The following is a 17538-nucleotide window of genomic DNA, read 5'->3' as shown; positions in this document are numbered from 1 at the left end:
ACCTGAACAGCCTGACCATAGGACGTGTCTGATGCCGATCAAAATTCCTGCCGACCTGCCTGCCTTTGACGTGCTGACGCGCGAAGGTGTGATGGTCATGGACGAAGGACAGGCGGCGCGCCAAGACATCCGGCCCCTGCGCATCGGGTTGCTGAACCTGATGCCCAAGAAAATCCAGACCGAAAACCAGTTTGCCCGCCTGATCGGGGCAACTCCGCTTCAGATTGAACTGAGTCTGATCCGGATGACCGAACATCAGGCACGCAACACGGCCGCCGACCACATGGAAAGCTTTTACCGCACCTTCCAAGAGGTGCGCGGCGAAAAATTCGACGGATTGATCATCACCGGTGCCCCGATCGAACATCTGGAATTTTCCGATGTGACCTATTGGGACGAGTTGCAGCAGGTCATGGACTGGACCCAGACCAACGTGCATTCCACGTTTGGTGTGTGCTGGGGCGGGATGGCGATGATCAACCATTTCCACGGTGTGAAAAAACACATGCTGGGCGCCAAGGCGTTTGGCTGTTTCCGGCATCGCAATCTTGATCCGGCCTCGCCCTATTTGCGCGGGTTTTCAGATGATTGCGTGATCCCTGTGTCGCGCTGGACAGAAATGCGACAGGCCGAAATTGATGCCGCCACCGGGCTGCAAACCCTGTTGGGCAGTGATCTGGTCGGCCCCTGTCTGGTGCAGGATCCGGCGCATCGTGCGCTCTATATCTTCAACCATTTCGAATATGACCGCGACACGCTGAAACAGGAATATGACCGTGATATCGCCGATGGCACACCGATCAACGTGCCGTTGAATTATTACCCCGAAGATGATCCGACCCGCCCGCCGCAAAACCGCTGGCGCAGTCATGCCCACCTGCTTTACGGCAACTGGATCAACGAAATCTATCAGACAACCCCGTTTGATATGCAAAAAATTGGCCAGTAAGCTGCTGATCTCATTCGCCCTTGTTGTTGTGGCTGTTGTTGCCGTAGTGCAGGTGCGCGCCGGCCACCGCGAGGAGCAGGCCGAAGCCGCGTTTCCGCCCGAAGGCCAGATTATCGACGTGAATGGGATCGACGTACACGCCGTTGTCATGGGGCAAGGCCCCGATCTGGTGCTGATCCACGGGGCCAGCGGCAACACCCGCGACATGACGTTTTCGCTGGCACCGCGCCTTGCCGAAACCTACCGCGTGATCGTGTTTGACCGCCCCGGACTGGGCTATACCGAACGGGTCGATAAGGACGGATCGACATTGAAACAACAGGCCGCCCTGCTGATGCAGGCCGCGCGGCAACTGGGCGCTGAAAAACCCATCGTGATGGGGCAAAGCTATGGCGGGGGCGTGGCCCTGGCCTGGGCGTCCAACTATTCCGATCAGGTGGCCGCGCTGATCCCGGTCGCGTCGGTATCCAACCCGTGGACCACACCGCTTGATCCGTTCTATCGCGTGACGTCGTCGTGGTGGGGCCAGGCGCTTGTGGTGCCCCTGATCACAGCCTTTGTACCGCAATCACGGATCGAAGCCGCCATTGTCAGTGTCTTTCCGCCGCAGTCCGCCCCGGAAGGCTATGCAGATCATGTGGGGGCGCCTCTGACGTTGCGCCGTATATCGATGCGCGCCAACGCAGATCAACGCGCCAACCTGTTGTCGGAAATCCTGATGCAGGTCACTGACTACCACCGCATTACCGCCCCGACCGAAATTGTTCATGGTACGGCCGATACAACTGTCGGACTGTCAATACATTCGGAAAAACTGGTGGATCAGATACCGGGTGCGGTGCTGACCCGCCTGCCCGGCATCGGACATATGCCGCATCTTGTTGCGCAGGATGACGTGATTGCCGCAATTGACCGTGCGGCGGCACGTGCGGGTTTGCGTTAAAGGGATTAACATCCCATATTAAGATCACCACGAATTTTAAGGGATCCCCCATGACCTTGCCCTTTGATGGCGCGATCAGCGCATATTACGAAAACGAAGCCCCCCAGGACGTGCGCGACGCGATCAGATCTGCGGACAAGGATGCCATCATCTCTCCGAGCTATCCGCATGAGGATGAGATGGGCAAGAAAGCCTACGAGAAAGAACTGGAAAAGCTTCAGATTGAACTGGTCAAGCTGCAGGCTTGGGCCAAAACCAGCGGAACCCGTATTGCGCTTGTGTTTGAAGGCCGTGATGCCGCCGGAAAAGGTGGCGTTATCAAACGGTTTCGCGAAAACCTTAATCCGCGTGGTGCGCGTGTTGTGGCGCTGTCAAAACCAACGGACAAGGAAGCCACCGAATGGTATTTCCAGCGTTATATTTCGCATTTACCATCAGCGGGCGAGATCGTCTTTTTTGACCGTAGCTGGTACAATCGTGGTGTGGTGGAAAAGGTGTTCGGGTTCTGCACAGATGCCGAGCGCGAAGTGTTTTTCAAGCAGGTGTTGCCCTTTGAAAAGATGCTGATCGATGACGGAATTCACCTGTTCAAATTCTGGCTGAATGTCGGGCGCGCGGAACAGCTCAGCCGGTTTCTTGCGCGTGAACAAGATCCCTTAAAGCAATGGAAACTAAGCCAGATTGATGTTCAGGGATTGTCGAAATGGGATGCCTACACCGATGCGATCGGTGAAACCCTGCACCGCAGCCATGCAGAGGCGACACCTTGGACCGTTGTCCGCTCGGACGACAAGAAACGTGCCCGCCTGTCGGTGTTGCGCACCGTGATGCATGCCTTTGATTTCGACCGCAAGGACAAGGACGCGATCGGCAAGATCGATCAGAAAATCTGCGGCGGTCCGGACATCTGGGATGCCTAAGCGCGGCTATCATCACGGCAATCTGCGACAGGCATTGATCGATGCGGCGCTGGAACTGATCACGGTGAAAGGCCCGACCGGGTTCACCCTGTCCGAAGCGGCGAAACAGGCCGGCGTTACACCCGCTGCCGTATACCGCCATTTCGAAGGGCGCGAAGATCTGATCGCCGAAGCGGCCCGTCAGGGATACGAGATTTTTGGCGATGTCATGCAATATGCCTATGACAAGGGCCAGCCATCCGCACTGGCCGCGTTCGAGGCAACAGGGCGCGCCTATCTGGCCTTTGCGCGCAAATACCCCGGCCACTATATCGCGATGTTCGAAAGCGGAATTTCGGTCAACCGCACTCCGGAACTGGCTGCCGTGTCACAGCGGGCGCGCGCCGTTCTGGAACAGGCGGCCGCCGATCTGTCCAAACATATCCCGCCGGAAAAACGCCCGCCCGCACCGATGTTCAGCGCGCATATCTGGGCGCTGAGCCATGGCGTTGTGGAATTGTTCGCCCGCAATTCTCCGGGCACGCAAAGCCCCTTTCCCCCCGAAGACCTGCTGGAAAGCGGCATCGGCATTTATTTGCGCGGTCTGGGTCTGATCCGGCCCGACGAATAGACTTTTGCAGCACGGGCGCACATCGCGTGGCCGGGTGCGCGATTGACGCGATTGACCAGACGATCCGTCCGTGGAACAAGGCACCCACGCTCAAGACGGAAGACACGCCCCCGATGTTCAGTTATCAACTGGTCCGCAAATCAAAGCTTGCCGCGCTGCAACAGCAGGCGCCTGCCTATTTCGAACTTGAGCTGTTAAAGGCGGTGCCACCGCAGTTTCAGGCACAGTGTCTGGCGCTGCTCCCATCCTCAAGATCGCAACTGCGTCAGGATGTTTTCGTACTGGGCATGTCAGGGTTCAAGCGTCAGGGTTTTTTCGTGGAATTCGGGGCGACAAACGGTCTGGATCTGAGCAATACGGCCCTTCTGGAGCAAAACTTCGGCTGGACCGGCATTCTGGCAGAACCGGCGCGGCAATGGCACACTGATCTGCATGCCAACCGAAGTGCCGTGATCGACACGCGCTGCGTCTGGCGCGAATCCGGTGCCCATCTGGATTTCACCGAAGCGCCGCGCGGCGAAAACTCTGGTTTGACGCAGTTCATGAAAAAGCGGCGCCAGATCAGGGGCAATACCTATTCCGTTGAAACCATCACGCTGACCGAATTGCTTCAGTCGCACGGCGCCCCGCAGGTGATCGATTATCTTTCGATCGATACCGAAGGCAGTGAGTTTGACATCCTGAATGCGTTCGACTTTGACAGTTACCGGTTTCGTGTGATCACGGTTGAACACAACTTCGCGCCGCAACGTTCTGATATATATCGGATTTTGACTGAACATGGATACAAGCGCGTTGCTGAAACGGCATCGCGCTTTGACGACTGGTACGTGCACCCGGATGCGTGAAACTGTGCGCGTTGATATCAGACTGACAGCGACCCGCCCGTGAAGTACCGGCGCGACATAGACGGCCTGCGCGCTGTTGCGGTTGTTCCGGTTATCCTGTTTCACGGCGGGTTTTCCCTGTTTTCCGGCGGGTTTGTCGGTGTTGATGTTTTCTTTGTGATCTCTGGCTATCTGATCACGACCATCCTGTTGAGCGACATGGAAGCGGGCACTTATTCGCTGGTCCGGTTCTATGAACGTCGCGCGCGGCGCATTCTGCCGGCCTTGTTTCTTGTCATGGCGGCTTGCATTCCGTTTGCTTGGGCGTGGATGCTGCAAACCCAGCTCAAGGATTTTTTCGAAAGCCTGACCGTCACATCGTTGTTCAGCAGCAATTTCCTGTTTTACAGCGAAAGCGATTATTTCGCGGCTGTGGCCGAAGAAAAGCCGCTTTTGCACACCTGGTCGCTTGCCGTCGAAGAACAGTATTATCTGCTGTTTCCCCCGCTTCTGGCGGTGGCAATGCGGTGGGGGCGCCGTGTTGCGCTGTGGTTCATTCTGGTCTGCGCAATCGCCAGTATAGCCTATGCCACGTTTGGCAATCTGGAACCCGAGGGTCGGTTTTTCCTGACCCATACGCGCATCTGGGAACTGCTGGTCGGATCACTGTGCGCCTATGTGATGCTGTATCATCCCCCCAAGGGAAATGCGCTATGGGCGGCGATCGGCCTTGGGCTGATCGTTTTCGCAATCTTTGCATTCAGCCATGACACGCCCTACCCCGTCTTTGCCATTCCACCTGTCGCGGGAACAGCGTTGATTATCCTGTTCGCCACACCCGACAGCATGACCGCGCGGATTTTATCGATGCGTGCCTTTGTGGGCATCGGTTTGATCAGCTTTTCCGCCTATCTGTGGCACCAGCCGCTTTTCGCGTTCGCGCGCATCAAATCCGTGGTGTTTCCCGATCCGTGGCTTATGGCGCTTCTGGCAGTTTTGTCACTGGTACTGGCCGCGGTCAGCTGGCGCTATGTCGAACAACCCTTTCGCGGTGCGCCGGCGCGGCTGTTGCCATCACGGCGTGGTATTTTCGGCGCGTCGCTGGCCGGCATTCTGGCGTTTGTCCTTGTCGGGTATTACGGGCATGAAAAAGACGGGTTTCCCGATCGCGAAATCATCCGCAATCTTAGCCAGCCAATGATCGATGCGCGATACGAACGGTTTCGCACCTGGGATGTTCTGACCGGCGAGGTACCCGCGCGGTTTGACCTGGCGGATTTCGGGGAAGACACCGGAAAAGCCAATGTATTGCTGGTGGGGGACAGCCATTCAAAAGGGTTGTTCAACGCGATCTATCAGAATCCGGATCTGTTTCCGAATGTGAACATCCGGCAGATCTCGATGAATTTCGGCTGCTACGAACACGCAAACGACAAAGCTGAACTGGAAGCATGTCTTGAAGAGTTTCTGAGTATCAGCGCGACATTGCTGGCCAAAACAACCCATGTCGTGTTTGCGGCCCGCTGGCACCGGCCCGGACGCCTGAACATCATGGCAAACGTGCCTGCAATGCTGCAAGACCGCGGCATAAAGATGTACCTGGCCGGACAGAACGTCGAATATGACACCGAGGCGCCGGTGATGATCCATGAAATTGCCCGCGACATCCGGTTTGATGGCAAGATGGCGTTTCCCCGTCAGCGCACCAACAAGAAATTCTATTCCGAACGCAGCGAACTGGCCCTGAACATGGCCCCCGAGCTGCAACAGATCGCGCAAGCGCACAACATGACCTATCTGGATCGCTACGCGCTGGTGTGTGACGATACCGTTCAGGAATGCAGCGGCATCACGCCCGACGGCAAGGCCGTATCTTATGATTACGGGCACTGGACACTGGCCGGATCGAAGTATTTCGGCCAGATCATGGCGGAACGGAATTGGTTGCCTGTTCCCTAGCCTCCGCCATCCAAAATCCGGGCTGCGATGAAAAAAGGGCGGCCAACTGACCGCCCCTTTTGATTGTCTGGTGTCCTGCCCGCTTAACGCTTGGAGAACTGGAAGCTCTTGCGGGCTTTCGCCTTGCCGTATTTCTTGCGTTCCACAACGCGGCTGTCGCGTGTCAGGAAGCCGGCGGCTTTCAATGCGCCGCGCAGCGACGGATCATAAAGCTGCAATGCTTTGGAAATACCGTGCTTGACCGCACCGGCCTGACCGGACAGACCGCCGCCCTTGACGGTGGCGGTAACGTCGAACTGGTCTTCGGTGCCGGAAATGGTGAACGGCTGGCGCAGGATCATTTGCAGCACGGGGCGTGCAAAATATGTTTTGATCTCTTTGCCATTGACGGTGACCTTGCCGGAACCGGGTTTGATCCAGACCCGGGCGATCGCATCTTTGCGTTTGCCGGTGGCGTAGGAGCGGCCCAGTTCGTCACGGACAGGTTCGCGCGGCTCGGCCAGATCGACCGGTGCCGGGTTCAGACCTGCAACTTCGTTCAGGTCTTCGAGTGTGTTGATCTCATCAGCCATGTCTATCAGCTCCGGGTGTTTTTGTTGTTCATGGATTTGACATCCAGAACTTCGGGACTTTGCGCCTCGTGGGGGTGCTCTGTGCCGGCGTAGACGCGCAGATTGGTCATCTGCGTACGCGACAGGCGGTTGCCGGGCAGCATGCGTTTGACAGCTTGCGTCACGACGCGCTCGGGGTATTTGCCTTCCAGGATTTCGCCTGTTGTGCGCGATTTGATCCCGCCGGGGTGGCCCGTGTGCCAGTAATTCGGCTTTTCACGTTTCTTGCCGGTCAACTGCACCTTTTCGGCGTTGATGATGATCACGTTGTCGCCCATGTCCATGTGCGGCGTGAACGATGGCTTGTGTTTGCCCCGAAGGCGCATGGCAACGATCGACGCCAAACGGCCCAGAACCACGCCCTCGGCGTCGATCAGGATCCATTTCTTGTCAATATCTGCCGGTGTTGCAGAAAAGGTTTTCATGTCAGGTTCGTCCTGTTTGATGGAAAAGACCGCCCCAAACAGGCGGTCCGAATTCGATTGGGGCGTTATATACCCACAATTGGCCCCGTCAAGCGTGTATGCAAGGCATTAATTGAGCGAAAACAGGTGCTTACAAATAAGGTAACATGATACCCCACTTTTCAGTCTTTTGGCGGGATCGAATATGTCATTGACGCGCGCGCCACAGGGTCTGTCATGCCTTCGGAAAACAACAACACTTCGCCTACGGCCAGAACGCGCCCCAGTTTCAGCAGACGACACTGTGCCACCAGATCAACACCCGCAACGGGTTTGCGCATGAAATCGATCGATGCATTTGTGGTTACGGCCAGCGCCTTGGGGCCGATCATCGCCATGATCGCCATGTAAACGCAGACATCCGCAAGGCCGAACATGGCAGGCCCAGAAACCGTTCCGCCGGGACGCAGATGTTTTTCATTGGCAAACAGGCGCATGGTGATCTGGTTTTCGCCGATGTGATCAACTCCGAAATCACCGGCCACCTGCGGAAACACGTCGTTCAAAAACTGTTCCATATCTTCTTTTGTCATGACGACGGGCATGCTTTCCCTCCTGTTGCGTTGCGGCTAACGTTGGCGGCGAACCGGTAGGAGGGCAAGATGGCAATTCTGGAACGTCACGACACAAATGCGATTGCGCATCTGAAAATGAACGCACCCGACAGGCTGAACGCCCTGTCGGACGAAATGCTGGCTGCCTTGCAGCACACATTGGATGATCTGCGCGATGACACATCGGTGCGCGCGGTGATCCTGTCGGGCGCGGGCAAGGCGTTTTGCGCGGGCCATGATCTGAAGCAGATGACCAACGGGCGGCAGGCCGAAGATGGCGGTAAGGCCTATTTCAAGGATCTTTTCGACCGGTGTGCCGCGATGATGATGTCGGTGCGGGCTGTTCCCCAGCCGGTGATTGCGCAGGTGCACGGCATCGCCACGGCGGCCGGGTGCCAGTTGGTGGCGTCCTGCGATCTGGCCGTGGCCGCCGAGGGCACGCGATTTGGCGTGAACGGAGTGAATATCGGGCTGTTCTGCTCGACTCCGATGGTGGCGCTGTCGCGCAATATCCCAACGAAACACGCGTTCGAAATGCTGACCACCGGCGAGTTCATAGATGCCGATCGCGCGATGGCGCTGGGGTTGGTCAACCGCGTGGTGCCGGAAACAGAGCTGGCGGCGCAAACGCAGGCACTGGCGGAAACGATTGCCGCGAAACTGGCCACAGCCGTGAAAATCGGCAAAGCGGCCTATTACCGGCAAATGGAAATGCCGCTGGCGCAGGCCTATGCCTATACCGGGGGAGTCATGGTTGAAAACATGATGGACAAGGACACCGAAGAAGGAATTGAGGCATTTCTGGGGAAGCGACCGCCGAATTGGAAACAGTGAATTTCCTTGTTTTTGTCCTGCCCCCGTTAACTTTCCGTTCATTAGCAATGATTTAACGACTGTTGTGCAATAAGAACCAATCGGTTTCCACTTTTTCCCTTTCGAAAGCGGCACAAATGGGGCAAGAGTGATTCCAAGACATAGCGTCTGATACGCTTTTGGGTCGCCGCCGGCGGAAGGTCCCTCCAGATCAGTCTCTCTAACTGATCATGACATTCCCGCAGCGGCGACCCCAAAACATCCCCGCAAAACCAACCCGCAGACCCCACAGGGCCGTTGCGCTTGGCCATGCCCTGCCCTACATCCCACTGCATGACCGAAACACTTCATATCGTTGGCGGCGGCATGGCCGGGGCCGAAGCCGCATGGCAGGCGGCCCAGTCGGGCGTGCCCGTGCTTATCCACGAAATGCGCCCCAAGGTGGAAACCTTTGCCCACAAGACAGGCCATCTTGCGGAAATGGTCTGTTCCAACTCGTTCCGCTCGGATGATGATACACAGAATGCTGTGGGGTTGCTGCACTGGGAAATGCGCGCGGCCAACGGGATCATCATGGCAATGGCCGACAAACACAAACTGCCCGCGGGCGGCGCATTGGCGGTTGATCGCGATCCGTTTGCCGCATCGGTGACAGCGGCCTTGCTGGCGCATCCCAACATTTCGGTCGCCTATGGCGAAATCACCGAATTGCCAAAGGACGGATATTGGATCATTGCCACCGGCCCGCTTACGTCGGGCGCCCTGGGGCAGGCCATTCAGGCCGAAACCGGGGCCGAGGCGTTGGCGTTTTTTGATGCCATCGCGCCGATCCTGTATCACGATTCGATCGATATGACGCGCGCCTGGATGCAATCGCGTTATGACAAGGGCGACACCGAAGAAGAGCGCACCGCCTACCTGAATTGTCCGATGGACAAGGATCAGTACGAGGCATTTATCGATGCGCTGCTGGCCGCAGACAAAACCGAATTTCACGAGGGCGAAACCGCCGGATATTTTGACGGCTGCCTGCCGATCGAGGTGATGGCCGAACGCGGGCGCGAAACGTTGCGCTTTGGCCCGATGAAACCGGTGGGTCTGACCAATCCGCATGCCCCGGATGTCAAACCCTATGCCGTGGTGCAGCTGCGCCGCGATAATGCATTGGGAACGCTTTATAACATCGTCGGATTTCAGACAAAAATGAAATACGGCGCCCAGACCGAGGTGTTGCGCATGATCCCCGGTCTGGAACAGGCCAGCTTTGCCCGTTTGGGTGGCATCCATCGCAATACGTTTCTGAATTCGCCGACCCTGCTGGATCAGCAGATGCGGCTGCGCAGCCAGCCCCATATCCGCTTTGCCGGCCAGATCACCGGTGTCGAAGGCTATGTGGAAAGCGCTGCCATGGGCCTTTTGGCCGGGCGTCTGGCTGCGGGCGACATTCTGGGCAAACCGCTGGCACCGCCGCCGCCCACAACGGCCATCGGGGCGCTGATCACCCACATCACGGGCGGCGCAGAGGCAAAGACCTTTCAGCCGATGAATGTGAATTTCGGCCTTTTCCCTCCTGTGGACGGCCTCAAATCAGGGCGGCGCGGCCGCAAGGACCGGTATCAGGCCTATACAGATCGCGCAAAAGGCGATTTTCAGGCTTGGCTGCAAAGTGCCGTACTGGACGCCGCCTAGTCTTTTGCCCTAGCATCAGAACATGACAGACGGTTTCTTAAGCAAGGCCTACAGCACCCGCGAAGCAGACGGTGTGCGCCGTCTATATGATGACTGGGCCGCAACTTACGAGGCTGAAATCAGCGAAAACGGCTATGCCACGCCGGGGCGTTGCGCTGCGGCACTGGCGCAATACGTCACCGACAAGGCGGCCCCTGTTCTGGATTTCGGGTGCGGAACCGGCCTGTCAGGGCTTGCGCTGAAACTGGCCGGGTTCGAAACGATTGATGGCGTCGATGTGTCCCCGGACATGCTGGACAGGGCGCGGGAAAAAAACATCTACCGCACGCTGACCGCCATAGACGCCGATGATGATCTGCCCGCTGCCCCTGGACAATACAATGCCATTGCAGCCATCGGGGTCATTGGCGCAAGCGCGGCCCCTGCCTCGTCGATTGATGATCTCATGCACGCCCTGGACCCGGGCGGCTTTTTCGTGCTGTCCCTGAACGATCACGCCCTTGCCGATCGGATATACGAAGCCAAGCTGTGCGAATGGATCGATTGCGGCGCCGCGCATCTTCTGTTCAGGGAAAACGGCCCGCATTTGCCCGGGATCAACATGAACGCAAACGTATACGTGATTGAAAAAGCGTGAGTTTCACCACAAGATTTGCGCCCAGTCCAACCGGGCCGCTGCATCTGGGGCATGCCTATTCCGCGTGTCTGGCCTATGACATGGCGCAGGTCCATCAGGGGCGGTTTCTGTTGCGGATCGAAGATACAGATACAGCGCGCGCCCGCCCCGAATGGGAGGCGCTGATTTACGACGATCTGGCCTGGCTTGGCCTTGACTGGGAAATGCCGGTGTTGCGCCAGTCTGACAATCTGCCCCGCTATGATGCAGCGCTGGAGGTGCTGGAGTCACGCGGATTACTTTATCCGTGCTCTTGTTCGCGCGCCGATATCCGCGCCGCGCTGTCTGCTCCGCAAGAGGGCGATCCCGCACCGGTGGCCTACCCCGGCACTTGTCGGGCCCGCCCCATGTCCTCGCGCAGGGCAAGCGACGCGCTGCGCCTTGATGTGGCCCGCGCGCTCGAGGTGATCAAGGGCGCGCCCCTTGTCTTTCGGGAAACCGGTGCAAAACATGCTGGTCTGCATAATGTGAACACTGTTCACCTGACGGCGCAGACCGGCGATATCGTGATCGGGCGCAAGGATATCGGAACCGTATCTTATGTGTTTTCGGCGGTTGTGGATGATGCAGATCAGGGCATCACCCACGTGATCCGGGGCGAGGACCTTTTTGAGACCACGTTTGTGCAGGTCTTGCTTCAAGCCTTGCTGGGCTTGCCCACACCTGTCTATCACCATCACCGTCTGATCCGCGATACAGACGGAAAGCGCCTGGCCAAACGGGACGATGCGCGCGCCATTTCGAAATACCGCGCCGAAGGCATTCGCCCGCAGGATATTCGCGCCCGGGTCGGGCTGTGACTGCCCTGCCCTTCATCTTTTCAAAAATACTTAATCCGGCCCCTGCCCCATGGGTGCCATCAGTTCGGTTTCACCTTCTGTGCCGACAGATGTGTAAAAACAACTGCGCCTGTTGGTGTGACAGGCGGCACCGGTCTGGCGTATGATCAGCAGCAGGCAATCGCGGTCGCAATCCACGCGCATGTCTACCAGATCCTGAACATGCCCGCTGGTTTCGCCCTTGATCCAGAAAGCGCTGCGCGAGCGTGACCAGTAAGTGACGCGGCCGGTGTCCAGTGTGCGCTGCACGGCCTCTGCGTTCATCCATGCCATCATCAGCACCTCGCCGGTGGTTTCCTCTTGCGCAATCGCGGGTATCAGACCGGCAGCATTATAGCTCAGCGTGGCGGGGTCGAATGTCATGATGGGAAAACCTTTTGCATCTGCGCCTGTGAAGATTATGTATGCAATAGGACCAAAAAGGGAAAGACATGAGCGGCAATACCGATCTGATCAAGCTGTATTCCGGGCGCATTCTGGCGCTTGCGGCAGATATTCCGCATCTGGATCGTCTGGACGCCCCTGACGCGACCGTTAAGCGGCGCGCGCCCCTGTGCGGATCAACCGTTACGGTCGATGTGCGGGTGCAGGACGGGCGCGTGGCTGATTTCGGACAGGATGTAAAGGCGTGCGCGCTGGGTCAGGCGGCGGCGTCTGTGGTGGGTGGTGCGATTGTCGGCTGTACCCGCGCCCAGATTGAAACGGCACGGGATCAGCTGAGCGCGATGCTGAAATCCGGTGGCCCGGTGCCAGATGCTCCGTTTGACGGGCTTGCGGTTCTGGAACCTGCACGGGATTACAAGAACCGCCACGCCTCCATCCTTTTGGCGCTTGAAGCAAGCGTCGAGGCAGTGAGCAAGGCAGAACAGGCCCACTGCGCCTGATTGACATCACAAGGAACCAAAAAAAACCGCCGCGCGTTCTTTGAACGGCGGCGACAGGTTTGTGGGTTTCGCGTGGGACCCGGACGTTTCCAGATCAGGACTTGGGACAGGCAGTGTCAGTCAATCAGCATCTAAGTTGGGACAGGATGCAGGAAGGCCGGCGCGAAACGCACGAGGCAGAAAAAATCAGGCAAATACAGGCATATGTAGGCCGACAACCAGCATCACAGCCAAAGCCGCAACACCCACTGCATCCTGAACCAGCGTGTCCTGAGAGCGGAGAAGTACGGTTTTAATCTGGATGAACATGATATCAGCCCTTCATATCTGCTTTTGTTCCCTAAGTGTTCTCATCTAATTCACGATTTGTAAAGAACTTTTATAGAACATTTGTGAACTTAATGATATTTCATGGGGGATTAATCGCCTAACCGACTGATATCAAACGAATAGCCTGATCCTGTTCCATCAACCACAGCAGCGTGCGGGTGGCGCGTCCGCGATCCGATCCAAGGGCCGGATCCGCAACCAGCAGCGCGCGCGCGTCTGTTTGCGCCACCGCCATCAGCGCGGTTTGAGTTTCCAGATCGGCGATCCGGAACTTTGGCATGCCGCTTTGCGCGGTTCCGATCAGATCCCCCGCGCCGCGCATTTGCAGATCGGTTTCTGCGATCCGGAACCCGTCTTCGGTTTCGCGCAACACCTCAAGCCGCCTGCGTCCGCTGTCCGTCATCGGGGCCTGATACAACAGCAGACAGGTCGATGCGGCATCGCCCCGTCCGACCCGTCCGCGCAACTGGTGCAACTGCGCCAGCCCAAAGGTTTCGGCCCGTTCAATGACCATGATTGTGGCATTGGGCACGTTCACCCCCACTTCGATCACGGTTGTCGCCACCAGAACCCTGGTCTGGCCCACCTGAAATCGCGCCATTGCGGCATCTTTGTCGGCACTAGGCATTTGCCCGTGCACCAGCCCGACATGCGCATCCCCCAGAATAGCGCGCAGGCGCTTGAAGCGGTCTTCGGCCGCTGTGAGATCAACAGATTCGCTTTCGTCGACCAAGGGACAGACCCAATAACACTGGCGTCCTTCGGCAATCGCGGCCTGCAAACGGGCAATCACTTCGTCCATGCGTTCGGTGCTGACCAGCGCGGTTTTTATCGGCTGGCGCCCGGGCGGTTTTTCATCCAGCACGGACACGTCCATATCGCCATATTGCGCCAGCGACAGGCTGCGCGGGATCGGTGTGGCTGTCATCACAAGCACATCGGCCAGCAGGCCCTTGCGCCCCAGTTCCAGGCGTTGCCTTACCCCGAACCTGTGTTGTTCATCCACAATGGCCAACCGCAGATCATCAAATTCGACATCCTTCTGGAACACCGCATGGGTTCCGACCAATATCTGGATCTTGCCCTGTTTCAGTGCGGCCAGTTTGGCGCCGCGTTCCTTTCCTTTGTCGCGTGCGGTCAGAATTTCCAGCACGACGCCGGCGCTTTCGGCCAGCGGGCGCAACCCGTCCAGATGCTGGCGCGCCAGAATTTCCGTGGGGGCCATCATAACGCCCTGCCCGCCGGATTCGACCGCGATCAGCAGCGCCAGAAATGCCACCAGCGTTTTGCCCGACCCGACATCGCCCTGCAGCAACCGGTTCATCCGCAGCGGGGTTGCCATGTCTTCGGCAATGTCGCGCACCGCGCGGGTTTGTGCGCCCGTCGGTTCATAGGGCAATGCCGCCAGCACAGAAGATTGCAGCGTGCCGGTGCCCACACTGACGCGCCCCTTTGTCTTGCGTTCGCGCGCGCGCGCCAGCGCCAGCGTGACCTGATGCGCAAAGAATTCGTCATAGGCCAATCGCGCCCGCGCGGGATCGGACGGGCTATGCTCGTCCATGCGTTCGGGGCTGTGTGCCTTGGTGATGGCGGCCTGCCAGTCGGGCCAGTTTTCGCGCGCTTTCAACGCCGGATCGATCCATTCGGCCAGATCGGGGGCGCGGGCCAGCGTGGCGCGGGTGGCCTTGAACAGGGTTTTTTGCGTCACACCGGAGGTCAACGGATAAACCGGTTCCTGCGCCGGGATCTCGTCCGCGTCGGCCTCGTCCACGATGTGATCGGGGTGCACCATCTGCGCGATGCCATCAAACAGCTCGACCTTGCCCGACACCAGACGGCGCGCGCCGGTGGGCAACAGCTTTTGCAGGTAATCCCCGCGCGCGTGGAAATAGACCAGTTGAAATGATGTTTGCGCATCTTCCACCTGTATGCGGTAGGCGCCCGACCGGTTCGCCGGTTTGCGATGCGGACCGATGGTAACGGCAACCGTCAGGGTTTTGGGCAGATCGACGCCCTTGATCGTATCGCGGCGGCGCCGGTCAATCACGGCATAGGGCAAGGTGAACAACAGATCACGGGGCCGTGTCACGCCCATATGTTCCAAGTTCTGGGCGGTTTTCGGGCCAATGCCTTCCAGTGTTTCCAAACCGGAAAACAGCGGAAACAGGATTTCCGGCCGCCCGCTCATGCGCCGTTGATCAGGGCAATCCACCCGTCTTCGTCAATGGTTTCGATGCCCAGATCAGCAGCCTTTTGCGCTTTTGATCCGGCGCCGGGCCCTGCGACCACCAGATCGGTCTTGACGCTGACTGATCCGGATACTTTGGCCCCCATCGCTTCGGCGCGGGCCTTGGCCTCGGCGCGGGTCATTTTTTCCAGCGTGCCGGTGAACACCACGGTTTTACCGGCCACAGGGCTGCCATCTGTGTCCGGTCTGGCGGCGTCCGTGATATCAAGGTGCTGCACCAGTCGGTCGATGGATTGGCGTTCGCGGTCTTGGGCAAAGGCGGTGACCAGCGATGTCGCCATGACCGTGCCGATACCGTCGATCGCGATCAGATCGTCCCAGGCCGGGCCTTGGCAGTCACGCGCGCTGTCCAGTGCCGTAACCAGCGCATCCCATGATCCGTAATGGCGCGCCAGTGTATTTGATGCCGCTTCGCCCATGTGCCGGATACCCAGCGCAAACAGCAACCGGCCCAGCGGAATCTTTCGTTTTTCGTCGATCGCGTCGAACAGGTTCTCTGCCGATTTTTCGCCCCAGCCTTCGCGGTTCTTCAACTGCTGCATGCCGCTGCCAAACCGGTTTTTCAGCGTGAAAATATCCGCCGGTTCGCTGATCCAGCCATCGCGGTAAAACTGTTCTACCTGTTTGGCGCCCAAGCCTTCGATGTCAAAAGCGCCGCGCGATACAAAATGTTTGAGCTTTTCAACAGCCTGTGCCGGGCAGATCAGACCGCCGGTGCACCGGCGCACGGCGTCGCCTTCCTCTCGGATCGCGGCGCTGTCGCATTCGGGGCATGTGGTGGGAAAGGTGTAAGGCTGCGCAGTTTCGGGGCGCTTTTCCAGATCGACATCGGCGATCTTGGGAATGACATCGCCCGCGCGGTAGACCTGCACCCAGTCGCCGATGCGGATATCCTTGCCGTCACGGATCGGCGCGCCCTTTGCATCCCGTCCGGCGATGTAATCTTCGTTATGCAGGGTCGCGTTTGACACAACGACCCCGCCCACTGTCACCGGGGCCAGCCGCGCGACCGGGCTAAGCGCGCCGGTGCGTCCGACCTGAATGTCGATCGCCTCCAGACGTGTCCAGGCCAGTTCGGCCGGAAATTTATGCGCAATGGCCCAGCGTGGCGTGGTGGAGCGAAAGCCAAGGCGCGCCTGCAATGCCAGATCGTTGACCTTGTAAACCACTCCATCGATATCATAACCCAGCGTCGCGCGCTGGCGTTCGATGGTGCGGTAATGGTCCATCATCGCGTCCGGCCCGTCGCACAACTGGGTCAGGGGATTGGTGGCAAAGCCAAGGCTGGCCAGCTTTTCCAGCGCCTGCATCTGGGTTTGCCCCAACGGATCAGACACCTGCCCCCAGGCATAGGCAAAAAACTGCAGCGGACGGGCACGGGTGATGCGCGCATCCAGCTGGCGCAGCGATCCGGCGGCGGCGTTGCGCGGATTTGCAAACTGTTTGCCGCCGGTTTGTGCCTGCCGCGTATTCAGCGCGCTGAAATCGGCGTGGGACATGTAAACTTCGCCGCGCACCTCGAGGATGTCCGGGGCATTTTCCAGCGTTTCGGGAATGTCAGAAATGGTGCGGGCGTTTTCGGTGACGTTTTCGCCCACCGCGCCATCGCCGCGCGTGGCGGCCTGAACCAGTTTTCCCTGTTCATAGCGCAGGGACAGGGACAGACCATCGATCTTGGGTTCTGCCGTCATCGGCAGCGGTGCGGTTTCCCCAAGGCCCAGATATTTGCGGACGCGGGCATCGAAATCGACGATGTCATCGTCTTCGAACGCATTGGCCAATGACAGCATGCGTACCGTATGCGCGACCTTGGCAAAGCCTTCTGATGGCGCAGCGCCAATATGGTCGGACGGGCTGTCTGGTCTTTTCAGATCAGGAAACGCAGCCTCAAGCGCGGCGTTGCGCTGTTTGAGCGCGTCATATTCCGCGTCGGATATTTCGGGGTCGTCCGCGCCGTGATAGGCCTGATTGGCCGCAGCCAGCAGGGTGGACAGGCGCGCCAGTTCTGCGCGGACCTCGGCCTCTGTCAGGTCTGAAATATCTGCGTCTTGCGTCACCGCCCGCCTCCGGTTGCTGGCCCTGCCCAGTGATAGGCGGCACAGCGGTCGGGGTCCAGTATCTGTGTGTGGCTTCAGGGGTAAACAAAAGGTGCCATGCAGAACGGTATGAGGCGTTTAACAGGTTTTGTTCGCCTGTTGGTCCGGGCCTGTTGTCGTGAGTGG

The 17538-nt window shown here is 58.5% G+C and carries 18 protein-coding genes; 11 read left to right on the top strand and 7 right to left on the bottom strand.

Annotated features, from left to right (window positions below):
* Positions 1-31 precede the first annotated feature (31 nt).
* From metA to C1J05_RS09585, 6 genes are read left to right on the top strand one after another with little or no spacing between them, the layout of a single operon-like run.
* Positions 32-949 (top strand): homoserine O-acetyltransferase MetA, encoded by a 918-nt coding sequence (metA, locus tag C1J05_RS09610; protein WP_114870063.1) that lies wholly within the window; start codon positions 32-34, stop codon positions 947-949.
* Entirely contained in the window at positions 939-1892 is a 954-nt protein-coding gene (locus C1J05_RS09605) for an alpha/beta fold hydrolase (RefSeq protein WP_254684758.1), read from the top strand. The genes metA and C1J05_RS09605 overlap by 11 nt, the downstream gene beginning before the upstream one ends.
* A gap of 50 nt (positions 1893-1942) precedes the next feature.
* Positions 1943-2812 (top strand): polyphosphate kinase 2, encoded by an 870-nt coding sequence (ppk2, locus tag C1J05_RS09600; protein WP_114870062.1) that lies wholly within the window; start codon positions 1943-1945, stop codon positions 2810-2812.
* Complete coding sequence (locus tag C1J05_RS09595) at positions 2805-3422, top strand: TetR/AcrR family transcriptional regulator (protein ID WP_114870061.1); 618 nt, start codon at positions 2805-2807, stop codon at positions 3420-3422. The genes ppk2 and C1J05_RS09595 overlap by 8 nt, the downstream gene beginning before the upstream one ends.
* Positions 3423-3448: 26 nt before the next feature.
* The gene (locus tag C1J05_RS09590; RefSeq protein WP_254684757.1) at positions 3449-4270 is read left to right on the top strand and encodes an FkbM family methyltransferase; all 822 of its coding nucleotides are present in this window, start codon (positions 3449-3451) and stop codon (positions 4268-4270) included.
* A gap of 39 nt (positions 4271-4309) precedes the next feature.
* Positions 4310-6208 carry an acyltransferase family protein gene (locus C1J05_RS09585; protein WP_114870060.1) on the top strand — a complete coding sequence of 633 codons (1899 nt, stop codon included), beginning with the start codon at positions 4310-4312 and terminating at the stop codon, positions 6206-6208.
* 83 nt (positions 6209-6291) lie between these two features.
* Here C1J05_RS09585 and rpsI read toward each other — a convergent pair whose 3' ends face one another.
* From rpsI to C1J05_RS09570, 3 genes are all read right to left on the bottom strand, one after another.
* Positions 6292-6780, bottom strand: a complete 489-nt coding sequence (gene rpsI, locus C1J05_RS09580) for a 30S ribosomal protein S9 (RefSeq protein ID WP_114870059.1) — start codon at positions 6778-6780, stop codon at positions 6292-6294.
* A 5-nt stretch (positions 6781-6785) separates the two neighbouring features.
* Positions 6786-7244: a 50S ribosomal protein L13 gene (gene rplM, locus C1J05_RS09575; RefSeq protein WP_114870058.1), complete on the bottom strand. Its 459-nt coding sequence runs from the start codon at positions 7242-7244 to the stop codon at positions 6786-6788.
* A gap of 161 nt (positions 7245-7405) precedes the next feature.
* Positions 7406-7828 carry a PaaI family thioesterase gene (locus C1J05_RS09570; RefSeq protein WP_114870057.1) on the bottom strand — a complete coding sequence of 141 codons (423 nt, stop codon included), beginning with the start codon at positions 7826-7828 and terminating at the stop codon, positions 7406-7408.
* 57 nt (positions 7829-7885) lie between these two features.
* On the opposite strand from C1J05_RS09570, the gene C1J05_RS09565 reads away from it, so the two are divergent.
* From C1J05_RS09565 to gluQRS, 4 genes are all read left to right on the top strand, one after another.
* Positions 7886-8671 (top strand): enoyl-CoA hydratase, encoded by a 786-nt coding sequence (locus C1J05_RS09565; protein ID WP_114870056.1) that lies wholly within the window; start codon positions 7886-7888, stop codon positions 8669-8671.
* 312 nt (positions 8672-8983) lie between these two features.
* Positions 8984-10339 (top strand): methylenetetrahydrofolate--tRNA-(uracil(54)-C(5))-methyltransferase (FADH(2)-oxidizing) TrmFO, encoded by a 1356-nt coding sequence (gene trmFO / locus C1J05_RS09560; protein WP_114870055.1) that lies wholly within the window; start codon positions 8984-8986, stop codon positions 10337-10339.
* A 22-nt stretch (positions 10340-10361) separates the two neighbouring features.
* Entirely contained in the window at positions 10362-10976 is a 615-nt protein-coding gene (locus C1J05_RS09555; protein WP_114870054.1) for a class I SAM-dependent DNA methyltransferase, read from the top strand.
* Positions 10973-11815: a tRNA glutamyl-Q(34) synthetase GluQRS gene (gluQRS, locus tag C1J05_RS09550; RefSeq protein ID WP_114870053.1), complete on the top strand. Its 843-nt coding sequence runs from the start codon at positions 10973-10975 to the stop codon at positions 11813-11815. Before C1J05_RS09555 ends, gluQRS begins: the two co-directional genes overlap by 4 nt.
* Positions 11816-11845: 30 nt before the next feature.
* Here the strand turns inward: gluQRS and hisI are convergent, their stop codons facing one another.
* Positions 11846-12217 (bottom strand): phosphoribosyl-AMP cyclohydrolase, encoded by a 372-nt coding sequence (gene hisI / locus C1J05_RS09545; protein ID WP_114870052.1) that lies wholly within the window; start codon positions 12215-12217, stop codon positions 11846-11848.
* Positions 12218-12285: 68 nt separating this feature from the next.
* Between hisI and C1J05_RS09540 the strand changes: the two genes are divergently transcribed.
* A complete protein-coding gene (locus C1J05_RS09540; RefSeq protein WP_114870051.1) occupies positions 12286-12738 on the top strand; it encodes an iron-sulfur cluster assembly scaffold protein in 453 nt (150 codons plus the stop codon).
* A 186-nt stretch (positions 12739-12924) separates the two neighbouring features.
* Here C1J05_RS09540 and C1J05_RS21990 read toward each other — a convergent pair whose 3' ends face one another.
* From C1J05_RS21990 to ligA, 3 genes are all read right to left on the bottom strand, one after another.
* Positions 12925-13047, bottom strand: coding sequence for a hypothetical protein (locus C1J05_RS21990; protein ID WP_302622792.1), 123 nt, complete (start codon positions 13045-13047; stop codon positions 12925-12927).
* Between the two features lie 118 nt (positions 13048-13165).
* Positions 13166-15256, bottom strand: a complete 2091-nt coding sequence (recG, locus tag C1J05_RS09535; protein WP_114870050.1) for an ATP-dependent DNA helicase RecG — start codon at positions 15254-15256, stop codon at positions 13166-13168.
* Complete coding sequence (gene ligA, locus C1J05_RS09530; RefSeq protein WP_114870049.1) at positions 15253-17373, bottom strand: NAD-dependent DNA ligase LigA; 2121 nt, start codon at positions 17371-17373, stop codon at positions 15253-15255. The genes recG and ligA overlap by 4 nt, the downstream gene beginning before the upstream one ends.
* Between the last annotated feature and the right edge of the window lie 165 nt (positions 17374-17538).

The sequence above is a fragment of the Sulfitobacter sp. JL08 genome, assembly GCF_003352045.1.
Taxonomy (GTDB): Bacteria; Pseudomonadota; Alphaproteobacteria; order Rhodobacterales; family Rhodobacteraceae; genus JL08.
Note: the sequence above shows the minus strand (reverse complement) of the source record. Positions and strands in the feature narration are given on the sequence as shown.

Excerpts from the sequence above, each read along its gene's own strand:
- hisI (WP_114870052.1), bottom strand. The coding sequence starts at position 12,217 with ATGACATTCGACCCCGCCACGCTGAGCTATAATGCTGCCGGTCTGATA.
- C1J05_RS09595 (WP_114870061.1), top strand. The coding sequence starts at position 2,805 with ATGCCTAAGCGCGGCTATCATCACGGCAATCTGCGACAGGCATTGATC.
- C1J05_RS21990 (WP_302622792.1), bottom strand. The coding sequence starts at position 13,047 with ATGTTCATCCAGATTAAAACCGTACTTCTCCGCTCTCAGGACACGCTG.
- rplM (WP_114870058.1), bottom strand. The coding sequence starts at position 7,244 with ATGAAAACCTTTTCTGCAACACCGGCAGATATTGACAAGAAATGGATC.
- metA (WP_114870063.1), top strand. The coding sequence starts at position 32 with ATGCCGATCAAAATTCCTGCCGACCTGCCTGCCTTTGACGTGCTGACG.
- trmFO (WP_114870055.1), top strand. The coding sequence starts at position 8,984 with ATGACCGAAACACTTCATATCGTTGGCGGCGGCATGGCCGGGGCCGAA.
- C1J05_RS09555 (WP_114870054.1), top strand. The coding sequence starts at position 10,362 with ATGACAGACGGTTTCTTAAGCAAGGCCTACAGCACCCGCGAAGCAGAC.
- C1J05_RS09565 (WP_114870056.1), top strand. The coding sequence starts at position 7,886 with ATGGCAATTCTGGAACGTCACGACACAAATGCGATTGCGCATCTGAAA.
- C1J05_RS09570 (WP_114870057.1), bottom strand. The coding sequence starts at position 7,828 with ATGCCCGTCGTCATGACAAAAGAAGATATGGAACAGTTTTTGAACGAC.
- rpsI (WP_114870059.1), bottom strand. The coding sequence starts at position 6,780 with ATGGCTGATGAGATCAACACACTCGAAGACCTGAACGAAGTTGCAGGT.
- recG (WP_114870050.1), bottom strand. The coding sequence starts at position 15,256 with ATGAGCGGGCGGCCGGAAATCCTGTTTCCGCTGTTTTCCGGTTTGGAA.
- ppk2 (WP_114870062.1), top strand. The coding sequence starts at position 1,943 with ATGACCTTGCCCTTTGATGGCGCGATCAGCGCATATTACGAAAACGAA.
- C1J05_RS09540 (WP_114870051.1), top strand. The coding sequence starts at position 12,286 with ATGAGCGGCAATACCGATCTGATCAAGCTGTATTCCGGGCGCATTCTG.